The organism is Streptomyces lincolnensis (genome assembly GCF_021173675.1).
GTDB lineage: Bacteria > Actinomycetota > Actinomycetes > Streptomycetales > Streptomycetaceae > Streptomyces > Streptomyces lincolnensis_B.
In genome coordinates this window covers 383,634-399,898 of sequence record NZ_JAIHON010000008.1, presented here as the reverse complement: position 1 = coordinate 399,898, position 16,265 = coordinate 383,634, and the positions used below count along the sequence as shown (strand labels likewise).

Below are 16,265 nucleotides of genomic sequence, written 5' to 3'. Positions count from 1 at the left end.
TGAATTCGCGCAGGTTCACTCAACAAAAGGGAAACTCCCGTTACGGAGGCCCCTGCTTGCGCATAGGCTGCCTCGCACAGCCACGTTTCTGAACATGTTCAGAAATAGGGAGCGGTCTCAACGGGGAGGGGACGTCTTATGGCCAGGGGGGTCAAGGCCGCCGTCATCGGCGGTGTGTTCGCGGTGATGGTCGGCGGGGCCGGGTACGGCGCCTACAACATCGTGTCCGCGCTGAACGGCGACTCGGGCACCGGCGCGGCCGGTCCCGCGCCCGTGAAGAGCGGGCCGCCGAGCGCCGACGAGGTCGAGGAGACGACCGCCAAGTTCTTCGCGGCCTGGGAGAAGGGTCAGGCGGCGACCGCCGCCGCGCTCACCAACAACGACACGGCGGCCGAGCCGCTGCTGACCGCGTACGGCACGACCGCGCACATCACCGGCGTGACGATCACGCCCGGCAAGGCGTCCGGCGCCACCGTGCCGTACACGGTGAAGGCGAAGGTGGACTACGACGGCACGTCGAAGCCGCTGGCCTACAAGAGCAGGCTGACCGTGGTGCGCGGGGTCACCACCGGACGGGCGCTGGTCGACTGGCAGCCCTCCGTGGTCCACCCCCAGTTGCGGCGCGACGACACCCTGGTCACCGAGGAGTCCAAGAACCCGCCGATCGAGGCCGTGGACCGCGACGGCACCGTGCTGACGAAGGAGAAGTACCCCTCCCTCGGCCCGGTCCTGGACGCCCTGCGCGACCGCTACGGCGACAAGGCCGGCGGCACCCCCGGCGTCGAGCTGGTGATCAGACACGCCGACCAGGCCGTCGCCGACACCCCGCTGCTGACCCTGGCCAAGGGCGAGCCCGGCAAGCTGGAGACCACGATCAGCGAGAGCGCGCAGGCGGCGGCCGAGACGGCGGTGAAGAAGTACGCCCAGTCCTCCGTGGTCGCGGTCAAGCCCAGCACCGGCGAGGTGCTCGCGGTGGCGAACCACCGCACCGACGCCTTCAACGCGGCCTTCGAGGGCACCGCCGCCCCCGGCTCCACCATGAAGATCATCACCGCGGCCATGCTGATCGACAACGGCGTGACCTCGATGAACGGTCCCGCGCCCTGCCCGGACGACGCCATCTGGCAGGGGCAGACCTTCAAGAACCTCAAGGGCATGGAGCCCAACCCGAACGCGACCCTCGCCAACAGCTTCCTGCGGTCCTGCAACACGGCCTTCATCAAGCTGATCGACGAGGAGCCCCTCACCGACGAGTCGCTGACCACGGAGGCCGAGACCCGCTTCGGGATCGGCAAGGACTGGAAGACCGGCATCGTCTCCGTCGACGGCAAGGTCCCCGCGGTCAGCGGCCCGGACCGCGCGGCGGGCGCCATCGGCCAGGGCCAGGTCCAGATGAACCCGCTGAACATGGCCTCGGTCACGGCCACCGCGATCACCGGCACCTTCCGCCAGCCCTACCTGGTCTCCCCCGAGCTCGACGACCGGCAGCTGGCGACCGCCAAGGGGCTGCCGGCGAACACCGCCGACCAGCTCAGGCAGATGATGCGGCTGACCGCCACCCAGGGCACCGCCGTCCGGGCGATGCGGGGGCTCGGCGGGGACATCGGCGCCAAGACCGGTTCCGCCGAGGTCGACGGACAGGCCGTGTCCAACAGCTGGTTCACGGGATTCCGCAACGACATCGCCGCGGCGGCCATGACCGAGGAGGGCGGCCACGGCGGCGACGCGGCCGGTCCGATTGTCGCAGCTGTGCTACGAACCGGAGGCTGAACTCACCCCCGCGCGACGGGACTCTAGGGTGGTTGTCGTCGTTGGGACTGAAGAGGGCAACGGGGACCCTGGGGAATGCGCGGAGGAACGAAAGCTGTGGGCAACAGAAGGCGCGTCGCCGCCGAGCGACGGAAGACGAAGCCGGCCGTGATCGGCGGGGCCATCGCGGTGGTCGCCGCCGGCGCCGGTTTCGGCGTCTACGCGCTGTACGGCGGCCAGGCTGCCGAGGACCGGACGCAGTCGACGTCCGCGAGCGCCGACCAGAAGGCGAAGGCCGTCAAGACCGGCCCGCTGTCGGCGACCGAGGTCACCACCACCGCACGGACCTTCCTGACGTCCTGGCAGCAGGGCAAGGTGAGCGCGGCGGCGGCCGCGACGAGCGACGCCGAGGCCGCGACGAAACTGCTGACCGGCTACACCAAGGACGCCCACATCAAGGACGTCACGCTCACCCCGGGCACTCCCACCGGCGCCAAAGTCCCCTTCACCGTGAAGGGCACGGTGGCGTACAAGGACACGACCAAGCCGCTGACGTACGCCGGCGCGCTGACCGTCGTCCGGGACACCGACACCGGCAAGCCGCGCGTCGACTGGCACTCATCGGTCGTGCACCCCGACCTGAAGGACGGTGACACCCTGGTCACCGGCGAGTCCGGGACCCCGCCGATCAAGGCGGTCGACCGGGACGGCGGCGAGGTCACCGAGGCCAAGTACCCGTCGCTGGGCTCGGCCCTGGACAGCCTGCGCGAGAAGTACGGCAAGACGGCCGGCGGCAGGGCGGGCATCGAGCTCCGGGTGATCCGCGGCAAGGCGGCCGAGGCGGACGAGCTGTCCGACAAGACGCTGCTGACGCTCAGCAAGGGCACGCCGGGCACGGTGAAGACGACCCTGAACCCGACGCTCCAGGCGGCCGCCGAGGCCCAGGTCGCCAAGAAGGCCAAGTCGTCGGTGGTCGTCCTGCGTCCGTCGACCGGGGAGATCCTGGCCTTCGCAAACGCCTCCCACGGGTTCAACGTCGCCCTCCAGGGCTCCCTCGCCCCCGGCTCCACGATGAAGGTCATCACCTCCACGCTGCTGATCGAGAAGGGCCTGGCGTCGGCGGACAAGACGCATCCGTGCCCGAAGTACTTCACCTACGGCGGCTGGAAGTTCCAGAACGACGACAAGTTCGAGATCAAGAACGGCACCTTCAAGGCCAGCTTCGCCCGCTCATGCAACACCGCCTTCATCAGCCAGGCGCCCAAGCTGGACAACGACAGCCTGACCAAGCAGGCCCAGCAGGTCTTCGGCCTGTCCATGAACAACTGGTCCGTCGGCGTCTCCACCTTCGACGGCTCGGTGCCGGTGCAGTCGCAGGCGCAGATGGCGGCGTCGCTGATCGGCCAGGGCGGGGTCCGGATGAACCCGCTGAACATGGCGTCGGTCTCCGCGACCATCCAGTCGGGCACCTTCAAGCAGCCCTACCTGGTCTCCCCCACGGTCGACGACCGCAAGCTCGCCACCGCCTCCCGCACGCTGTCCGCGGGCACGCTGGGGCAGCTGCGGGAGCTGATGGCGTACACCGCGGGCTACGGCACGGCGGCCGAGGCGATGTCCGGGGTCACCGGCGATGTCGGCGCGAAGACGGGTTCGGCGGAGGTCGACGGCCAGAAGAAGCCGAACGGCTGGTTCACCGCCTACCGCGGTGATCTCGCGGCCGCGGGTGTCGTCCAGGCGGGCGGCCACGGCGGCGACACCGCGGGGCCGATCGTGGCGTCACTGCTGAAGCTGGGCGGCTGATCCGCCGCGTCCCACCGGGGTCGCCGTATAGGTCCGGCGCAGAAACCTGAGCAGGGCCTTCGTGTCGAACTGGACGACCGAGACGCCCTGCGCGGAGTGGAACTCGACCACGGCCTGCACCCGCCCGCACGGCCAGACGCGGACCTCTCCGCTGCCGGCCGGGGCCCGCAGGCCCTGTTCGAGGAGGGCGCGGGAGAAGGTCCACTCGTCGGTGCCGGGGAGACCGACCCGTACCGAGCGGGGGTCGGTCTCGGGGTCGTAGCGCAGCATCACCGGCACCGCCTCGTCCTCCGCGATGTCCGCGTCCGAAACGATGTGGGCTCGCGCGTACTGTTCGACTACAGACATCGTGACGGGCCTCTCACGCTGCGTAACCTGTGTGGAAGCTATGCATCCACTCGCCTTCCAGCCTCGCACATTTCCCGGATCGCGCCTCCGTGAGCGGACATGCTGTTCCTCACGCCGTTTTTACGTTTGTCGGGAATCGTTCGCTGTTCGTTGCTTGGGCCTCTTGCAAGGGGTTCGCAACAAGCCACATCATCGGTGTCGTGCATGTGCCTGACGGATTCATCGACGCCCCCGTGTCCGCCGCGACCGGAGTGGTCGCCGCGGCCGCCGTAGCCGTGAGCCTGCGCGGCGCCCGCCGTGAGCTGGACGAGCGCACCGCGCCGCTGGCCGGACTGGTGGCGGCGTTCATCTTCGCCGTGCAGATGCTGAACTTCCCCGTCGCGGCCGGGACCAGCGGCCATCTGCTGGGCGGAGCGCTCGCGGCGATCCTCGTCGGGCCCTACACGGGCGTGCTGTGCATCGCGGTGGTCCTGCTCATGCAGGGCATCCTCTTCGCGGACGGCGGCCTGACCGCGCTCGGCGTGAACATCACGGTGATGGGTGTCGTCACGGCGGTCGTCGCCTACGCGCTCTTCCGCGCGCTGGTGAAGATCCTGCCGCGGGGCAGGCGCGCGATCACCGTCGCCTCCTTCGTCGCCGCGCTGCTGTCCGTGCCGGCCGCCGCCCTCGCGTTCACGTTCCTGTACTGGATCGGCGGCACCACCGACGTCTCCATCGGCAAGGTCGCCACCGCCATGGTCGGTGTGCACATCCTGATCGGCATCGGCGAGGCGGTGATCACCGCGCTGACCGTGGGCGCCGTCGTCGCCGTCCGCCCCGACCTCGTGTACGGCGCCCGTGACCTGCGGCAGAAGCTGAAGCTGCGGGTGAACGGCGAGCTGGTGGACGTGCCCGAGGCGGAACCGGTGCCGGTGGCCGCGCGCTCCCACCGCAAGCTGTGGATCACGGGCCTGGCCGCCTCCCTCGTGCTGGCCGGCTTCGTCAGCTTCTACGCCTCCGCCAACCCCGACGGCCTGGAGAAGGTCGCCGCCGACAAGGGCATCGACGCCAAGGCCGAGGAGCACGCGAGCGCCGACTCCCCGCTCGCCGACTACGGCGTCGAGGGCCTGGAGGACGCCCGGCTGTCCGGCGGTCTCGCGGGCGTGATCGGCGTGGGCGTCACGGTCGTCGCGGGCAGCGCGGTGTTCTGGTCGGTGCGCCGGCGCCGTGGCGCCGAGGACGTCTCGCCGGTGAGCACGAGCGGCGTCTGACGTGGGGGCGGGACACGCGCACAGGCTCTACCGGCACGGGCACTCGCCGGTGCACGCGCTGCCGCCGCACACCAAGCTCGCGGCGGTCTTCGCGTTCGTGGTGGTCGTGGTGTCGACCCCGCGCGAGGCGATGTGGGCGTTCGGCCTGTACGCCGTCCTGCTGGCCGGTGTCGCCTACGCCGCCCGGGTGCCCGCGGGTTTCCTGCTGCGGCGGCTGCTGATCGAGGTGCCGTTCGTCGCGTTCGCCGTGCTCATGCCGTTCGTGGCGGAGGGCGAGCGGGTCGAGGTACTGGGGCTGTCCCTGAGCGTGAACGGCCTGTGGGGCGCCTGGAACGTGCTCGCCAAGGGCACCCTCGGCGTCGCCGCCTCCGTCCTGCTGGCCTCCACCACCGAACTGCGCGAACTCCTCCTCGGCCTGCAACGGCTCAAACTCCCGCCGCTGCTCGTCCAGATCGCGTCCTTCATGATCCGCTACGGCGATGTCATCGCCGACGAGATGCGGCGGATGCGGATCGCGCGGGAGTCCCGGGGCTTCGAGGCGCGGGGCATGCGGCACTGGGGCGTGCTGGCCAAGTCGGCCGGGGCGCTGTTCATCCGCTCCTACGAGCGCGGGGAGCGGGTGCACCTGGCCATGATCAGCCGCGGCTACGCCGGGTCGATGCCGGTGATCGACGAGGTGACCGCGTCCCGGGCGCAGTGGTCGTACGCCTTCGCCCTCCCGTTCGCCGCCCTCGTCGTCTGCGTGCTGGGATGGACCCTGTGACAGCTTCCCTGGAGGTCTCGGGCCTCGCCTTCGCCTACCCCGACGGGCATCAGGCCCTGTTCGGCGTGGACTTCTCCATCGCGCGCGGCGAGCGGGTCGCGCTGCTCGGGCCGAACGGCGCCGGCAAGACGACCCTCGTGCTCCACCTGAACGGCATCCTGAGCGGCGGCACGGGCACGGTGACGGTCGCCGGACTGCCCGTCGGCAAGCGGCACATGGCCGAGATCCGGCGCAAGGTCGGCATCGTCTTCCAGGACCCGGACGACCAGCTGTTCATGCCGACGGTCCGCGAGGACGTGGCCTTCGGACCCGCGGCGGCCGGAATGAAGGGGCCCGAGCTGGAGGAGCGGGTCGACCGGGCGCTGAAGCAGGTCGGCATGGCGGAGTTCAAGGACCGGCCCCCGCACCACCTCTCCTTCGGGCAGCGGCGCCGGGTGGCGGTGGCGACCGTACTGGCCATGGAGCCGGAGATCCTCGTCCTGGACGAGCCGTCCTCCAACCTCGACCCCGCCTCCCGGCGCGAACTCGCCGACATCCTGCGCTCGCTGGACGTGACCGTGCTGATGGTCACCCACGACCTGCCCTACGCCCTGGAGCTGTGCCCCCGCGCGCTGATCCTCAGCGAGGGCACGATCGCGGCCGACGGCCCGACGGGCGAACTGCTCTCCGACGACGCCCTGATGCGGGCCCACCGGCTGGAGCTGCCCTTCGGCTTCGATCCGCGGTCCGTGACAATGGGCGCGTGACCGAGGAAACCGAGGGGACACCGCTGCTGGACGAGCAGCTGTGCTTCGCCCTGTACGCCGCTCAGCGCGCGGTGACGGCCGCGTACCGCCCGCTCCTCGACGAACTCGGGCTCACCTACCCCCAGTACCTCGTGCTGCTGGTGCTGTGGGAGCGCGGCGAGACGACCGTGAAGGAGCTGGCGGGCGCGCTGCGGCTGGACTACGGCACGATGTCGCCGTTGCTCAAGCGGCTGGAGGGCGCGGGGCTGGTCCGCCGGGAGCGCGCGGTGGACGACGAGCGCTCGGTGCTGGTCGCGGGGACCGAGCGCGCGGAGAAGCTCAGGGAGCGCGCGGCGCTCGTGCCCGAGACGCTGCTCTCGGCGACGGAACTCGGCGGCCCGGAGGTCGCGCGGTTGCGCGAGGAGCTGTGGCGTCTGGCCGAGCGCGCCGACGCGGTGGCCGAGCGCGCACGCTGACCTCGGGTTACCCCCGGTTGCCACCCCCGGGTGGCGGCAACCGTATTACCAGCCAGTACCTTGTGCACGATGTATTTGTGCACACCGGGGGGAGCCGGTCATGACTGACGACACCGCTGTCGACACCCGTCCGACAAAGATCATGTACGTCGCCGAAGCCACCGCGCACGGCGGCCGGGACGGCTATGTCACCAGCCAGGACGGACAGATCGAGCTGAAGGTGGCGATGCCGCCGCAGATGGGCGGGGACGGCAACGGCACCAACCCCGAGCAGCTCTTCGCGGCCGGCTACAGCGCCTGCTTCCACAACGCGCTCGTCATGGTCGGCCGCCGGGAGGGCTACGACCTGTCCGGCTCCACGGTCGCCGCGAAGGTCGGCATCGGCCCCAACGCCCAGCGCGGCTACGGCCTGGCGGTCGCCCTCAGCGTCTCCCTGCCGGTCCTCGACGCGGACATGGCGGCCAAGCTGGTGGACGCGGCCCACGCGGTCTGCCCGTACTCCAACGCCACCCGAGGGAACATCGACGTGACGATCCTGCTTGGGTAGGTGAGGGGTCGCCGCAGCGAGACGAGGAGTACGGGCGTGGACGTGAACGGCACTGTGGCCGAGGGCTTCGAGCCGGTCAGGGACGCGTTCGCGCGGAACTTCGAGCTGTTCGGGGAGCGGGGCGCGGCCGTCGCCGTGTACCGGGACGGGCGCAAGGTGGTCGACCTGTGGGGCGGCACCCACGACATCGACGGCACCGAGCCGTGGCGGCAGGGCACCGCGCAGGTCGTGCGCTCGGCGACCAAGGGCGTCGCCGCCGCCGTACCGCTGCTGCTGCATCAGCGCGGGGAGCTGGACCTGGACGCGCCGGTGGCCGCGTACTGGCCGGAGTTCAAGGCGCGCGGCAAGGAACGGGTGCTGGTCAGGCAGGTGCTGAACCACCGGGCCGGGCTGCCGGTCCTGGACCGCCCGCTCACCCCCGAGGAGGCGCTGGACCCGGCCAGGGGCCCGCAGGCCGTGGCCGCCCAGGCGCCGGCCTGGGAGCCGGGCACGGACCACGGCTACCACGCGCTGACCTACGGCTGGATGCTCGACGAGCTGGTGCAGCGGGTGACGGGCCGGCGCACGGGCGAGTGGATCGCGACGGAGATCGCCGCGCCGCTGGGCCTTCAGCTGTGGCTCGGACTGCCGGAGGCCGAGGAGGCGGCGGGCCGGGCGGGCCGCGTCGGCCGCATCGAGACGCCGGAGCCCGCCACCGGCGGGACGAACCTGCGGGTGCGCCCCAAGCGGTCGGTCACCGAGGCCTACGACGACCCGGCCTCCCTCACCCGCCGGGCCTTCGCCGCGATCACCCCCTTCCCCGACCAGAACGCCCCGGCGTACCGCGCCTCGGCCCTGCCCGCCACCAACGGCATCGCGACCGCCGACGGGCTGGCCCGCTTCTACGCGGCGCTGACCGGCCCGGTCGACGGCGTCCCCGCGCTGTTCACGCCCGGGACGCTGGCCGCGGCCCGTACCGAGGAGTCGGCGGGCCCGGACCGCGTCCTGGTGGTCGGCACGCGCTTCGGCCTCGGCTTCATGCTGCACGGCAGCGCCTCGCCGTTCCTCGGCCCGGGCTCGTTCGGACACCCGGGCCGGGGCGGTTCCCTCGGCTTCGCCGACCCGGAGACCGGCGTCGCGTTCGGCTATGTCACCAACGGCTTCCGCAAGACCGTGACGGCGGATCCACGGGCGCAGGCGCTGGTCAGGGCGGTGCGCGCCGCGCTGTAGCGGCCCTGTAGCGGCTCACACGTGGATCGGGTGGGACGTCCGGCCGGACGCCGCGTCGATCTCCCCGTGCGCCTTGGTCAGCAACTGCATGGCGAGTTCGTTGAGGGCGCGGGCGGCGGCGACCTCCTCCCCCACCCTCGGCTGATTCGGGTCGGAGTGGTGGCGGGACGCGTGCCCCTGCGTGCGTACCTCCGTACCGTCGGGCAGGCGCACCATCGCCGCCGCCCGGGTGTGCTGGTCGTCCTCCTTGAACTCCAGCTCGACGTGCCATCCCACTGTGGTGTGCGTCATGACGATCACCTCCGGAACACCTGCTTCCAGGGTGCTCCCACGGGCCCGCGGATGCACGGGCGCGACCCAAGGTCGCGTCACCCCGCGTGCAGCATCAGCCCGATGCCGACCACCAGCAGCCCCGCCGCCGCGATCCTCGGCGCTCCGAACCGCTCCTTGAACAGGACGGCCCCGATCGCGGCGCCCACGATGATGGACGACTCGCGCAGGGCGGCGATGGGCGCCAGTTCCGCCTTGGTCTGCGCCCACAGGACCAGGCCGTAGGCGGCGAAGGAGAGGGCGGCACCGATCAGGCCGATGCCCGCGAACGGCCGCAGGACGGCGACGAACCGCCCGCGCCAGCGGTACAGCGCGTAGGCCGGCAGCACCACGCCCTGCACCGCCATCAGCCAGGCGATGTACCCGAGGGAGGAACCGGAGGCGCGGACGCCCAGCCCGTCGACGACGGTGTACGCCGCGATGGTCAGGCCGGTCGCCAGGGCCGCGCCGATCGCCGCCCAGTCGGGCCGCCGGCCGCGCAGCCCCCACAGCGCGACCCCGGTCAGCCCGGCGCAGGACACCGCGATCCCGGCGGCCTGCCAGCCGTCCGGCACCTCGTGCGCGAAGAGCGCGGCGAGCAGGGTGACCACCAGGGGCGCGGTACCGCGCGCGATCGGGTACGCCTGCCCGAAGTCGCCGAGCCGGAAGGACTTCATCAGCAGCAGGTAGTACGCGATGTGGATGACGGCCGAGCCGATCAGATACGGCCACGCCCGCGCCGCCGGGAACGGCACGAACGGCACCGCCGCCAGCCCGATCAGCATCCCGCCGCCCGCGATCAGGGTGAACCCGACGAGCTTGTCGGTGATGCGGTGGGCTATCGCGTTCCAGCTGGCGTGGGTGACCGCGGCCAGCAGCACGGCCGCGGTGACCAGCGGCGTCACGAGCTGCGCTCGCGCACGTCCACCAGCGTGGCGCCCGCGTGGGCGATCAGGTCCTTGGGCTCCATGGGGAACACGGTGTACGGGGTGCCGGCCGCGGCCCACACGACCTCGTGCGCCAGCAGCGAGCGGTCCGCGAGCACGCGGGTCCTGGTCCGGTGGCCGAAGGGGGGCACACCGCCGATGGCGTACCCGGTCGTCTCCCGTACGACGTCGGCCTTGGCCCGGGTGACCTTCTCGGCGCCGAGCTCGTGCCGGACGAGCTCCAGGTCGACCCGGGACGCGCCGTCCATCAGGACGAGGACCGGGACGCCGTCCGCCGCGAAGATCAGCGACTTGCAGATCTGGCTCAGCTCGCACCCGATCGCCGCGGCGGCCTCGGCGGCGGTCCGGGTGGCGTCCGGGAAGCGGCGGACGCGCCCGCGCAGCTCGTCCAGCCCCAACCCGCTCAGTGCCTCGGCGAATCGGGGGTGGGCTCCGGAGTCTTCGGTACCGGTGGTGTCGGTCGTCGTCATGCACGGCACGCTAGCGGTGCGTGTACGGGACACGCGACCTGGTTAATACGTTCGCCCTCCGGGGCGGGGCGGGTCATGATCAGCGGTTGTGACATCGACATCTCAGGAACTCCTGGTCCGGGCCGCCGCGCGCAACAACGCCGAGTGGTGTGCGGCGATGAGCCGATCGCACGGTGTGGAGGGGGAGTTCACGGCGGGGGCCTGGGCCGCGGCCGGGCGTACGCCGTTGTACTACCCGGATGCGGTGACGCTGGAGCCGGGGGTGGACGCGGGGGCGGTGGTGGCGCGGATCGACGCGGCGCCGGGGGCTTCCGTGAAGGACAGCTTCGCCGACCTGGATCTGTCGGGGGCCGGGTTCGGGGTGCTGTTCGAGGCTCGGTGGATCCATCGGGCGGCCGAGGTGCCCGTGCGTCCGTCGGGGCTTTCCTGGGAGGTGGCGGTGGACGCGGGCGCGCTGCGGGACTGGGCGGCGGCCTGGGGTGACGACACGGGGCTCTTTCGGGCCGAACTGCTGCGGGAACCGGAGACGTTCGTCCTCTCCGGGCTGGCCGGGGACGGGCGCGTGGTCGCGGGGGCGGTCGCCAGTCGGAGTGAGCGGGTGGTGGGCATCTCCAACGTCTTCGCGCGCGAGGGGGAGTCGGAGGCCGGGGTGGCGTGGGCTGTCGTACTGGAGGCGGTGGAGTCGCTGTTCCCCGCGCTGCCGGTCGTCGGCTACGAGCACGGGGACGCGTTGGCGGCCGCGGTGGAGCAGGGGTTCGAGGAGCTGGGGGCGCTGCGGGTGTGGGTGCGGTGACGCGCCCAAGGGCGGGACGCCCGACGGCAGGTCGCTCTAGTGAACGGAGAACCCGCCGTCCACGAAGATCGACTGGCCCGTGACGTAGGCGGAGGCCCGGCTCGCCAGGAAGACCGCCGCTCCCTCGAAGTCCTCGGCGAGGCCGTTGCGGCCGGTCATCGTGCGGGCGGCGAGGGCGGCGACCTTCTCCGGGTCGGAGGACAGGCGGGTGTTGAGGGGGGTCATGACGAAGCCGGGGACCAGGGTGTTGCAGGTGACGCCGTACGGGGACCAGGCCTCGGCCTGGGAGCGGGCCAGGGATTCCAGGGCGCCCTTGGAGACGCCGTAGGCACCGCTCTGGACGAAGGCGCGGTGGGCCTGCTGCGAGGTGACGTGGATGATGCGGCCGTAGCCGCGCTCGGCCATGCCGGGGCCGAAGCGCTGGCCCAGCAGGTGTGGCGCCTCCAGGTTCACGGCCATGGTGAGGTCCCAGACGTCGTCGCCCAACTCCCCCAGCGGCGGCCGGAGGTTGATCCCGGCGCTGTTGACGAGGATGTCGGGCTCACCGAAGGCCTCGACCGCGCCCTCCGCCGCCGTGCGCACGCCCTCGCGGGTGCCCAGGTCGGCGCTCACCCAGGCCGCCCGGCAGCCCTGTGCCGTCAACTCCTCGACCGTGGCCGTCAGTTCCTTCTCCCGGCGGGCCACGACCACCACGCTCGCCCCCGCCCGCGCGAGCGCCCCGGCGACGGCCCGGCCGATACCGGAACTGCCGCCCGTCACCACGGCCACCCGGCCGTCGAGAGAGAACAGGTCGGAGAGGTAGGTCTGCGAGGTCATGTCCGCAACACTAGATCGTGTGACCCCTACGCCTGCCGTACGCCCCTACCGTCCCGGGGACCGGGACGCCCTCGACGACATCTGTGTGCGCACCGCGCACGCCGGCCGGGACAGCCGGCCCGTCTACGCGGACCCCGGCATCTTCCCGGTGACCTTCGCCGCGCCGTACGCGCACCTGGAACCGGAGCTGGCCTTCGTGCTGGACGACGGCCGGGGACAGGCCGTCGGCTATGTCCTGGGCACCGCGGACACGCCCCGTTTCGTCGAGGACTTCCGGACGAAGTGGCTGCCGCGGGTCGCGGACCGCTACCCCGAGGACAGCGCGCCGCCGGGCACGCCGGACGCGGACATCGTGCCCCTGCTGCACCACCCCGAGCGGATGCTCGTGCCGGAGGTGGCCGCCTACCCCGCCCATCTGCACATCGACCTGCTGCCCGAGTGGCAGGGCCGCGGCCACGGCCGGGAACTGCTGCACACCTTCCTCGACGCCCTGCACCACGCGGGCGTCCCGGCCGTGCACCTGTCCATGGTCACCGCCAACACCCCCGCCCGGGCGTTCTACGACCGGCTCGGTTTCCACGAGATCGACGTGCCGGACGCCGGGCCGGTGGTCGCCTACCTGGGCCGGTCCACGGCCCGGTTCACGTCCCCGACGTGAACACCACGTCCGCGGCCCCGGTCACCGCGGCGCTGCGGCCGGGCGCGGACTGCCACGTCCAGTACAGGTTGGTGTGGGCGACGACCTGCTCGGTCGGCGGGGCGCCCCACGCGCTCTTGTCCGAGGCGGTGTGGGCGTCGCCGACGAGCGTGACGTCGTAGCCGCGGACGAACGCGCCGTGGAGCGTGGAGCGTATGCAGGCGTCCGTCTCCGCGCCGGTCACCACCAGGTGTCCCACCCCGGCGCCGGCCAGGACGGCTTCCAGTTCGGTGTCCTCGAAGGAGTCGCCGTAGGACTTGTGCACCAGCGGCTCGGTGTCCCGGCGGGTCAGCTCGGGGACGTACGCCCACCCCTCACTGCCCTTCGTCAGTTCCTCGTCGGAGTGCTGGACCCAGACGACCGGGACGCCCTCCTCGCGGGCCCGGTCCACGAGCGAGCCGATGGCGGCGACGACCTCGTCCCGCCGGTGCGCCCCGGCGACGACGTCGTTCTGCACGTCGATCACGAGCAGTGCGGTACGGGGCCGTTCGGGGAGTGTGGTCATGGTCGTCACGCTAGACGACGGCACTGACAGTCACACCGATGCCGCAGCACGAATTAGTAGCCATGTACGGTACCTGTCGTGAGTGACGCACTGAGGAACGCCACCCCCGGCCACCTGGTCTGGCTGCTCTCCAACCGCTGGCGTACCGCCATGGACCAGGCGCTGGCGCCGCTGGACCTGACCCACGCCCAGTACGTGCTGCTGGCCTCGCTCTCCGGGATGGAACGCTCCGGTACGCGTCCGAGTCAGCGGGAGCTCGCCGACTTCACGGGCCTGGAGCCGCTGTACGTGTCGAAGCTGGCCCGCTCCCTGGAGGCGGCGGGGCTGGTCCGCCGTGCCCGGGACAGCGAGGACACCCGGGTCGTACGGCTCGCTCTCACCGACGCCGGGCGCGCGGCCGTGCGGCCCGCCATCGACGCCGTACAGGTGCTGCTGGACCGGCTGCTCGGCCCGCTGGGCGGCCTGGACGGTCCGCGCACCGAGGAGTTCCGGCGGACCCTGACCGCTCTCCTCGACGTACCCATGGGCCCGGAATAGGAAGAAGCCGGTGAAGGCGCCCGTCCCCACGGAGCCCTCACCGGCCGGTCCTGCTCAGGTGTCGTACGTCAGAACCTGTATTACACGCGGACCAGTTCCCGGTCCTCGTCCGGGTCCACGTCCTTGTCGTCGTCCATCGCCCGCAGGCCCTCGCCCTCGACGTCGACGTTCGGCAGGGCGCGGTCCAGCCACTTCGGCAGCCACCAGGCCTTCTTGCCCAGCAGGGCCAGGACGGCCGGGACGATCGCCATGCGGACGACGAACGCGTCGAAGAAGACGGCGATCGCGAGGCCGAAGCCGATCATCTTGATCATGGACTCGCCGGAGCTGATGAAGCCTCCGAAGACGGCCATCATGATGACCGCGGCGGCGACCACGACCCGGGCGCTGTGCTTGAACCCGGTCACCACGGCCTGGCTCGGGGACTCGCCGTGGACGTAGGCCTCCCGCATCCGGGTCACGAGGAAGACCTCGTAGTCCATCGCGAGGCCGAAGACCACGCCCACCATGAAGATCGGCATCATCGACATGATCGGGCCGGTCTCCTCGACGCCGATCAGGCCGGCCAGCCAGCCCCACTGGAAGACCGCGACCACGGCGCCGAGCGCGGCGAGCACCGAGAGCAGGAAGCCCAGGGCCGCCTTCAGCGGGACCAGGATCGAGCGGAAGACCACGATCAGGAGCAGGAAGGCGAGGCCGACGACCAGGCCCAGATACGGGATCAGGGCGTCGTTGAGCTTCTGCGAGAAGTCGATGTTCATCGCGGTGGTGCCGGTGACCAGGACCTCCGCGCCGGTGTCGGCCTTGACGTCGGCGCCCTTGTCCCGGATGGCGTGCACCAGGTCCTCGGTCTGGGTCGAGGACGGCTTGGAGTCCGGGATGACGGTGATCGTCGCGGTGTCGCCGGCCTTGTTGAACGTCGCCGGCGTGACCGTCACGACGTCCTTGAGCTCCTTGATCCCGTCGGTCACGGTGGTGGCCGCGGCCTTGGGGTCGGCGCTGCCCTTGGCGTCGACGACGATCATCAGGGGGCCGTTGAAGCCGGGGCCGAAGCCCTCCGAGAGGGTGTCGTAGGCGCGGCGCTGTGTGGTGGACGTCGGCTGCGAGCCGTCGTCGGGCAGGCCCAGCTCCAGCTGGGTGGCCGGCAGGGCGATGGCACCGAGGCCGACCACGCCGAGCAGCAGGACGGCGGCCGGGCGGCGGATGACGAAGCTCGCCCAGCGGGTGCCCATGTTGGGCCTGGCCGACTCCTCGCTCGCGGCGGCCTTCTTGCGCTTCTCGCCCGCGGGGCGGATCTTGCGGCCCGCGTATCCGAGCATGGCCGGGATCATGGTCAGCGCGATGAGGACGGCGATCACGACCGTGCCCGCCGCCGCGAGGCCCATCTTGGTGAGCATCGGTACGTTGACGACCGCGAGGCCGGCCAGCGCGATGACGACCGTGAGGCCGGCGAAGACCACCGCCGAGCCGGCGGTGCCGGTGGCCCGGCCGGCCGCCTCCTCGCGGTCGCGGCCCTCGGCCAGTTCACTGCGGTAGCGGGAGACGATGAACAGCGCGTAGTCGATGCCGACCGCGAGGCCGATCATCAGCGCCAGGGTGGAGGTGGTGTCGCCGAGGTCGAGCGCCTTGGCGAGGGCGGTGATGGTGGAGACGCCGATCCCGACGCCGATGATCGCCGTCAGCAGCGGCAGCCCGGCCGCGACCAGCGAGCCCAGGGTGATGACCAGGACGACCGCGGCGATGGCGAGTCCGATGACCTCACCGATCGCCCCCGCCTCGGCCCCGGCCTGGAGCGCGTCGCCTCCGACGTCGACGGTCAGCCCGTCGGCCCTGGCCTCGTCCGCGGTCGCCTCCAGGGCGTCCCGCGTCGAGTCCTTGAGCTCCATGCCGGGGACCTTGTACTGCACCGACGCGTAGGCGACCGTGCCGTCCTTGCTCACCGCGTTCGTCGTGAACGGGTCGCTGACGGAGACGACCTCGGAGCCGTCGCCGAGGGCCTTGACGGTCTTCTCGACGGTCGCCTTGTTGGCGGCGTCCGTCATCTTCTCGCCCTCGGGCGCCTTGAAGACCACACGACCGGTCGCACCGTCGGCGCTGGCTCCGGGGAAGCGCTGCTCCAGCAGGTCGAAGGCCTTCTGGGCCTCGGTGCCGGGGATGGAGAAGGAGGTGGAACCCGCGGCGGGCGCGCTGGCGGCGCCGGCTCCGGCGAGCACCAGCAGGGCCACCCATATCAGGGCGACGAAATGCCGTCGCCGAAAGGCGAGCCGGCCGAGTCGATAGAGGAATGTGGCCACGTGGGCGTACTCCCGGTCAGGTCGTGGGAA

18 protein-coding genes are annotated in these 16,265 nt (G+C 71.7%); 11 read left to right on the top strand and 7 right to left on the bottom strand.

The features are described from left to right. The first annotated feature begins 138 nt into the window (after positions 1 to 138). Both K4B79_RS25620 and K4B79_RS25615 read left to right on the top strand, forming a co-directional pair. Positions 139 to 1,770 carry a penicillin-binding transpeptidase domain-containing protein gene (locus tag K4B79_RS25620; RefSeq protein ID WP_232029254.1) on the top strand — a complete coding sequence of 544 codons (1,632 nt, stop codon included), beginning with the start codon at positions 139 to 141 and terminating at the stop codon, positions 1,768 to 1,770. Positions 1,771 to 1,866: 96 nt separating this feature from the next. Then, a complete protein-coding gene (locus tag K4B79_RS25615) occupies positions 1,867 to 3,549 on the top strand; it encodes a penicillin-binding transpeptidase domain-containing protein (protein WP_232029253.1) in 1,683 nt (560 codons plus the stop codon). Here K4B79_RS25615 and K4B79_RS25610 read toward each other — a convergent pair. Continuing rightward, the gene (locus K4B79_RS25610) at positions 3,526 to 3,897 is read right to left on the bottom strand and encodes an SsgA family sporulation/cell division regulator (RefSeq protein WP_232029252.1); all 372 of its coding nucleotides are present in this window, start codon (positions 3,895 to 3,897) and stop codon (positions 3,526 to 3,528) included. The genes K4B79_RS25615 and K4B79_RS25610 overlap by 24 nt on opposite strands. 200 nt (positions 3,898 to 4,097) lie before the next feature. On the opposite strand from K4B79_RS25610, the gene K4B79_RS25605 reads away from it, so the two are divergent. The 6 genes from K4B79_RS25605 to K4B79_RS25580 all read left to right on the top strand — a co-directional run bounded on the left by K4B79_RS25605 (position 4,098) and on the right by K4B79_RS25580 (position 8,867). Then, positions 4,098 to 5,147, top strand: a complete 1,050-nt coding sequence (locus tag K4B79_RS25605; protein ID WP_232029251.1) for an energy-coupling factor ABC transporter permease — start codon at positions 4,098 to 4,100, stop codon at positions 5,145 to 5,147. Position 5,148: 1 nt separating this feature from the next. Further along, positions 5,149 to 5,910: a cobalt ECF transporter T component CbiQ gene (gene cbiQ, locus K4B79_RS25600; RefSeq protein ID WP_232029250.1), complete on the top strand. Its 762-nt coding sequence runs from the start codon at positions 5,149 to 5,151 to the stop codon at positions 5,908 to 5,910. After that, positions 5,898 to 6,656: an energy-coupling factor ABC transporter ATP-binding protein gene (locus tag K4B79_RS25595; protein ID WP_232029249.1), complete on the top strand. Its 759-nt coding sequence runs from the start codon at positions 5,898 to 5,900 to the stop codon at positions 6,654 to 6,656. The genes cbiQ and K4B79_RS25595 overlap by 13 nt, the downstream gene beginning before the upstream one ends. Then, positions 6,653 to 7,111 carry a MarR family winged helix-turn-helix transcriptional regulator gene (locus tag K4B79_RS25590; RefSeq protein ID WP_232029248.1) on the top strand — a complete coding sequence of 153 codons (459 nt, stop codon included), beginning with the start codon at positions 6,653 to 6,655 and terminating at the stop codon, positions 7,109 to 7,111. Before K4B79_RS25595 ends, K4B79_RS25590 begins: the two co-directional genes overlap by 4 nt. Before the next feature lie 100 nt (positions 7,112 to 7,211). Continuing rightward, positions 7,212 to 7,658, top strand: a complete 447-nt coding sequence (locus K4B79_RS25585) for an organic hydroperoxide resistance protein (protein ID WP_232029247.1) — start codon at positions 7,212 to 7,214, stop codon at positions 7,656 to 7,658. Between the two features lie 36 nt (positions 7,659 to 7,694). Further along, positions 7,695 to 8,867, top strand: a complete 1,173-nt coding sequence (locus K4B79_RS25580) for a serine hydrolase domain-containing protein (protein ID WP_232029246.1) — start codon at positions 7,695 to 7,697, stop codon at positions 8,865 to 8,867. A gap of 15 nt (positions 8,868 to 8,882) precedes the next feature. On the opposite strand, the gene K4B79_RS25575 is transcribed toward K4B79_RS25580, so the two are convergent. The 3 genes from K4B79_RS25575 to K4B79_RS25565 form a co-directional block, all read right to left on the bottom strand. Then, positions 8,883 to 9,158, bottom strand: coding sequence for a DUF1876 domain-containing protein (locus K4B79_RS25575; RefSeq protein WP_232029245.1), 276 nt, complete (start codon positions 9,156 to 9,158; stop codon positions 8,883 to 8,885). Between the two features lie 77 nt (positions 9,159 to 9,235). Beyond that, on the bottom strand, positions 9,236 to 10,081 hold the full coding sequence (locus K4B79_RS25570) for a DMT family transporter (protein WP_232029244.1): 846 nt from the start codon (positions 10,079 to 10,081) through the stop codon (positions 9,236 to 9,238). Then, the gene (locus tag K4B79_RS25565) at positions 10,078 to 10,593 is read right to left on the bottom strand and encodes a YbaK/EbsC family protein (protein ID WP_232029243.1); all 516 of its coding nucleotides are present in this window, start codon (positions 10,591 to 10,593) and stop codon (positions 10,078 to 10,080) included. Before K4B79_RS25565 ends, K4B79_RS25570 begins: the two co-directional genes overlap by 4 nt. A gap of 157 nt (positions 10,594 to 10,750) precedes the next feature. Here K4B79_RS25565 and K4B79_RS25560 point away from each other — a divergent pair, with 157 nt between their 5' ends. After that, positions 10,751 to 11,386: a hypothetical protein gene (locus K4B79_RS25560; protein WP_232029422.1), complete on the top strand. Its 636-nt coding sequence runs from the start codon at positions 10,751 to 10,753 to the stop codon at positions 11,384 to 11,386. Between the two features lie 36 nt (positions 11,387 to 11,422). Here K4B79_RS25560 and K4B79_RS25555 read toward each other — a convergent pair whose 3' ends face one another. Further along, entirely contained in the window at positions 11,423 to 12,202 is a 780-nt protein-coding gene (locus tag K4B79_RS25555; protein WP_232029242.1) for an SDR family NAD(P)-dependent oxidoreductase, read from the bottom strand. Between the two features lie 19 nt (positions 12,203 to 12,221). On the opposite strand from K4B79_RS25555, the gene K4B79_RS25550 reads away from it, so the two are divergent. Beyond that, positions 12,222 to 12,860, top strand: coding sequence for a GNAT family N-acetyltransferase (locus K4B79_RS25550; protein ID WP_232029241.1), 639 nt, complete (start codon positions 12,222 to 12,224; stop codon positions 12,858 to 12,860). On the opposite strand, the gene K4B79_RS25545 is transcribed toward K4B79_RS25550, so the two are convergent. Beyond that, complete coding sequence (locus K4B79_RS25545) at positions 12,844 to 13,404, bottom strand: cysteine hydrolase family protein (RefSeq protein ID WP_232029240.1); 561 nt, start codon at positions 13,402 to 13,404, stop codon at positions 12,844 to 12,846. The two genes, K4B79_RS25550 and K4B79_RS25545, sit on opposite strands and share 17 nt — an antisense overlap. 78 nt (positions 13,405 to 13,482) lie before the next feature. Here K4B79_RS25545 and K4B79_RS25540 point away from each other — a divergent pair, with 78 nt between their 5' ends. Then, positions 13,483 to 13,941 carry a MarR family winged helix-turn-helix transcriptional regulator gene (locus K4B79_RS25540; protein ID WP_232029239.1) on the top strand — a complete coding sequence of 153 codons (459 nt, stop codon included), beginning with the start codon at positions 13,483 to 13,485 and terminating at the stop codon, positions 13,939 to 13,941. 80 nt (positions 13,942 to 14,021) lie between these two features. On the opposite strand, the gene K4B79_RS25535 is transcribed toward K4B79_RS25540, so the two are convergent. After that, positions 14,022 to 16,235: an MMPL family transporter gene (locus K4B79_RS25535; RefSeq protein WP_232029238.1), complete on the bottom strand. Its 2,214-nt coding sequence runs from the start codon at positions 16,233 to 16,235 to the stop codon at positions 14,022 to 14,024. Positions 16,236 to 16,265: the final 30 nt, after the last annotated feature.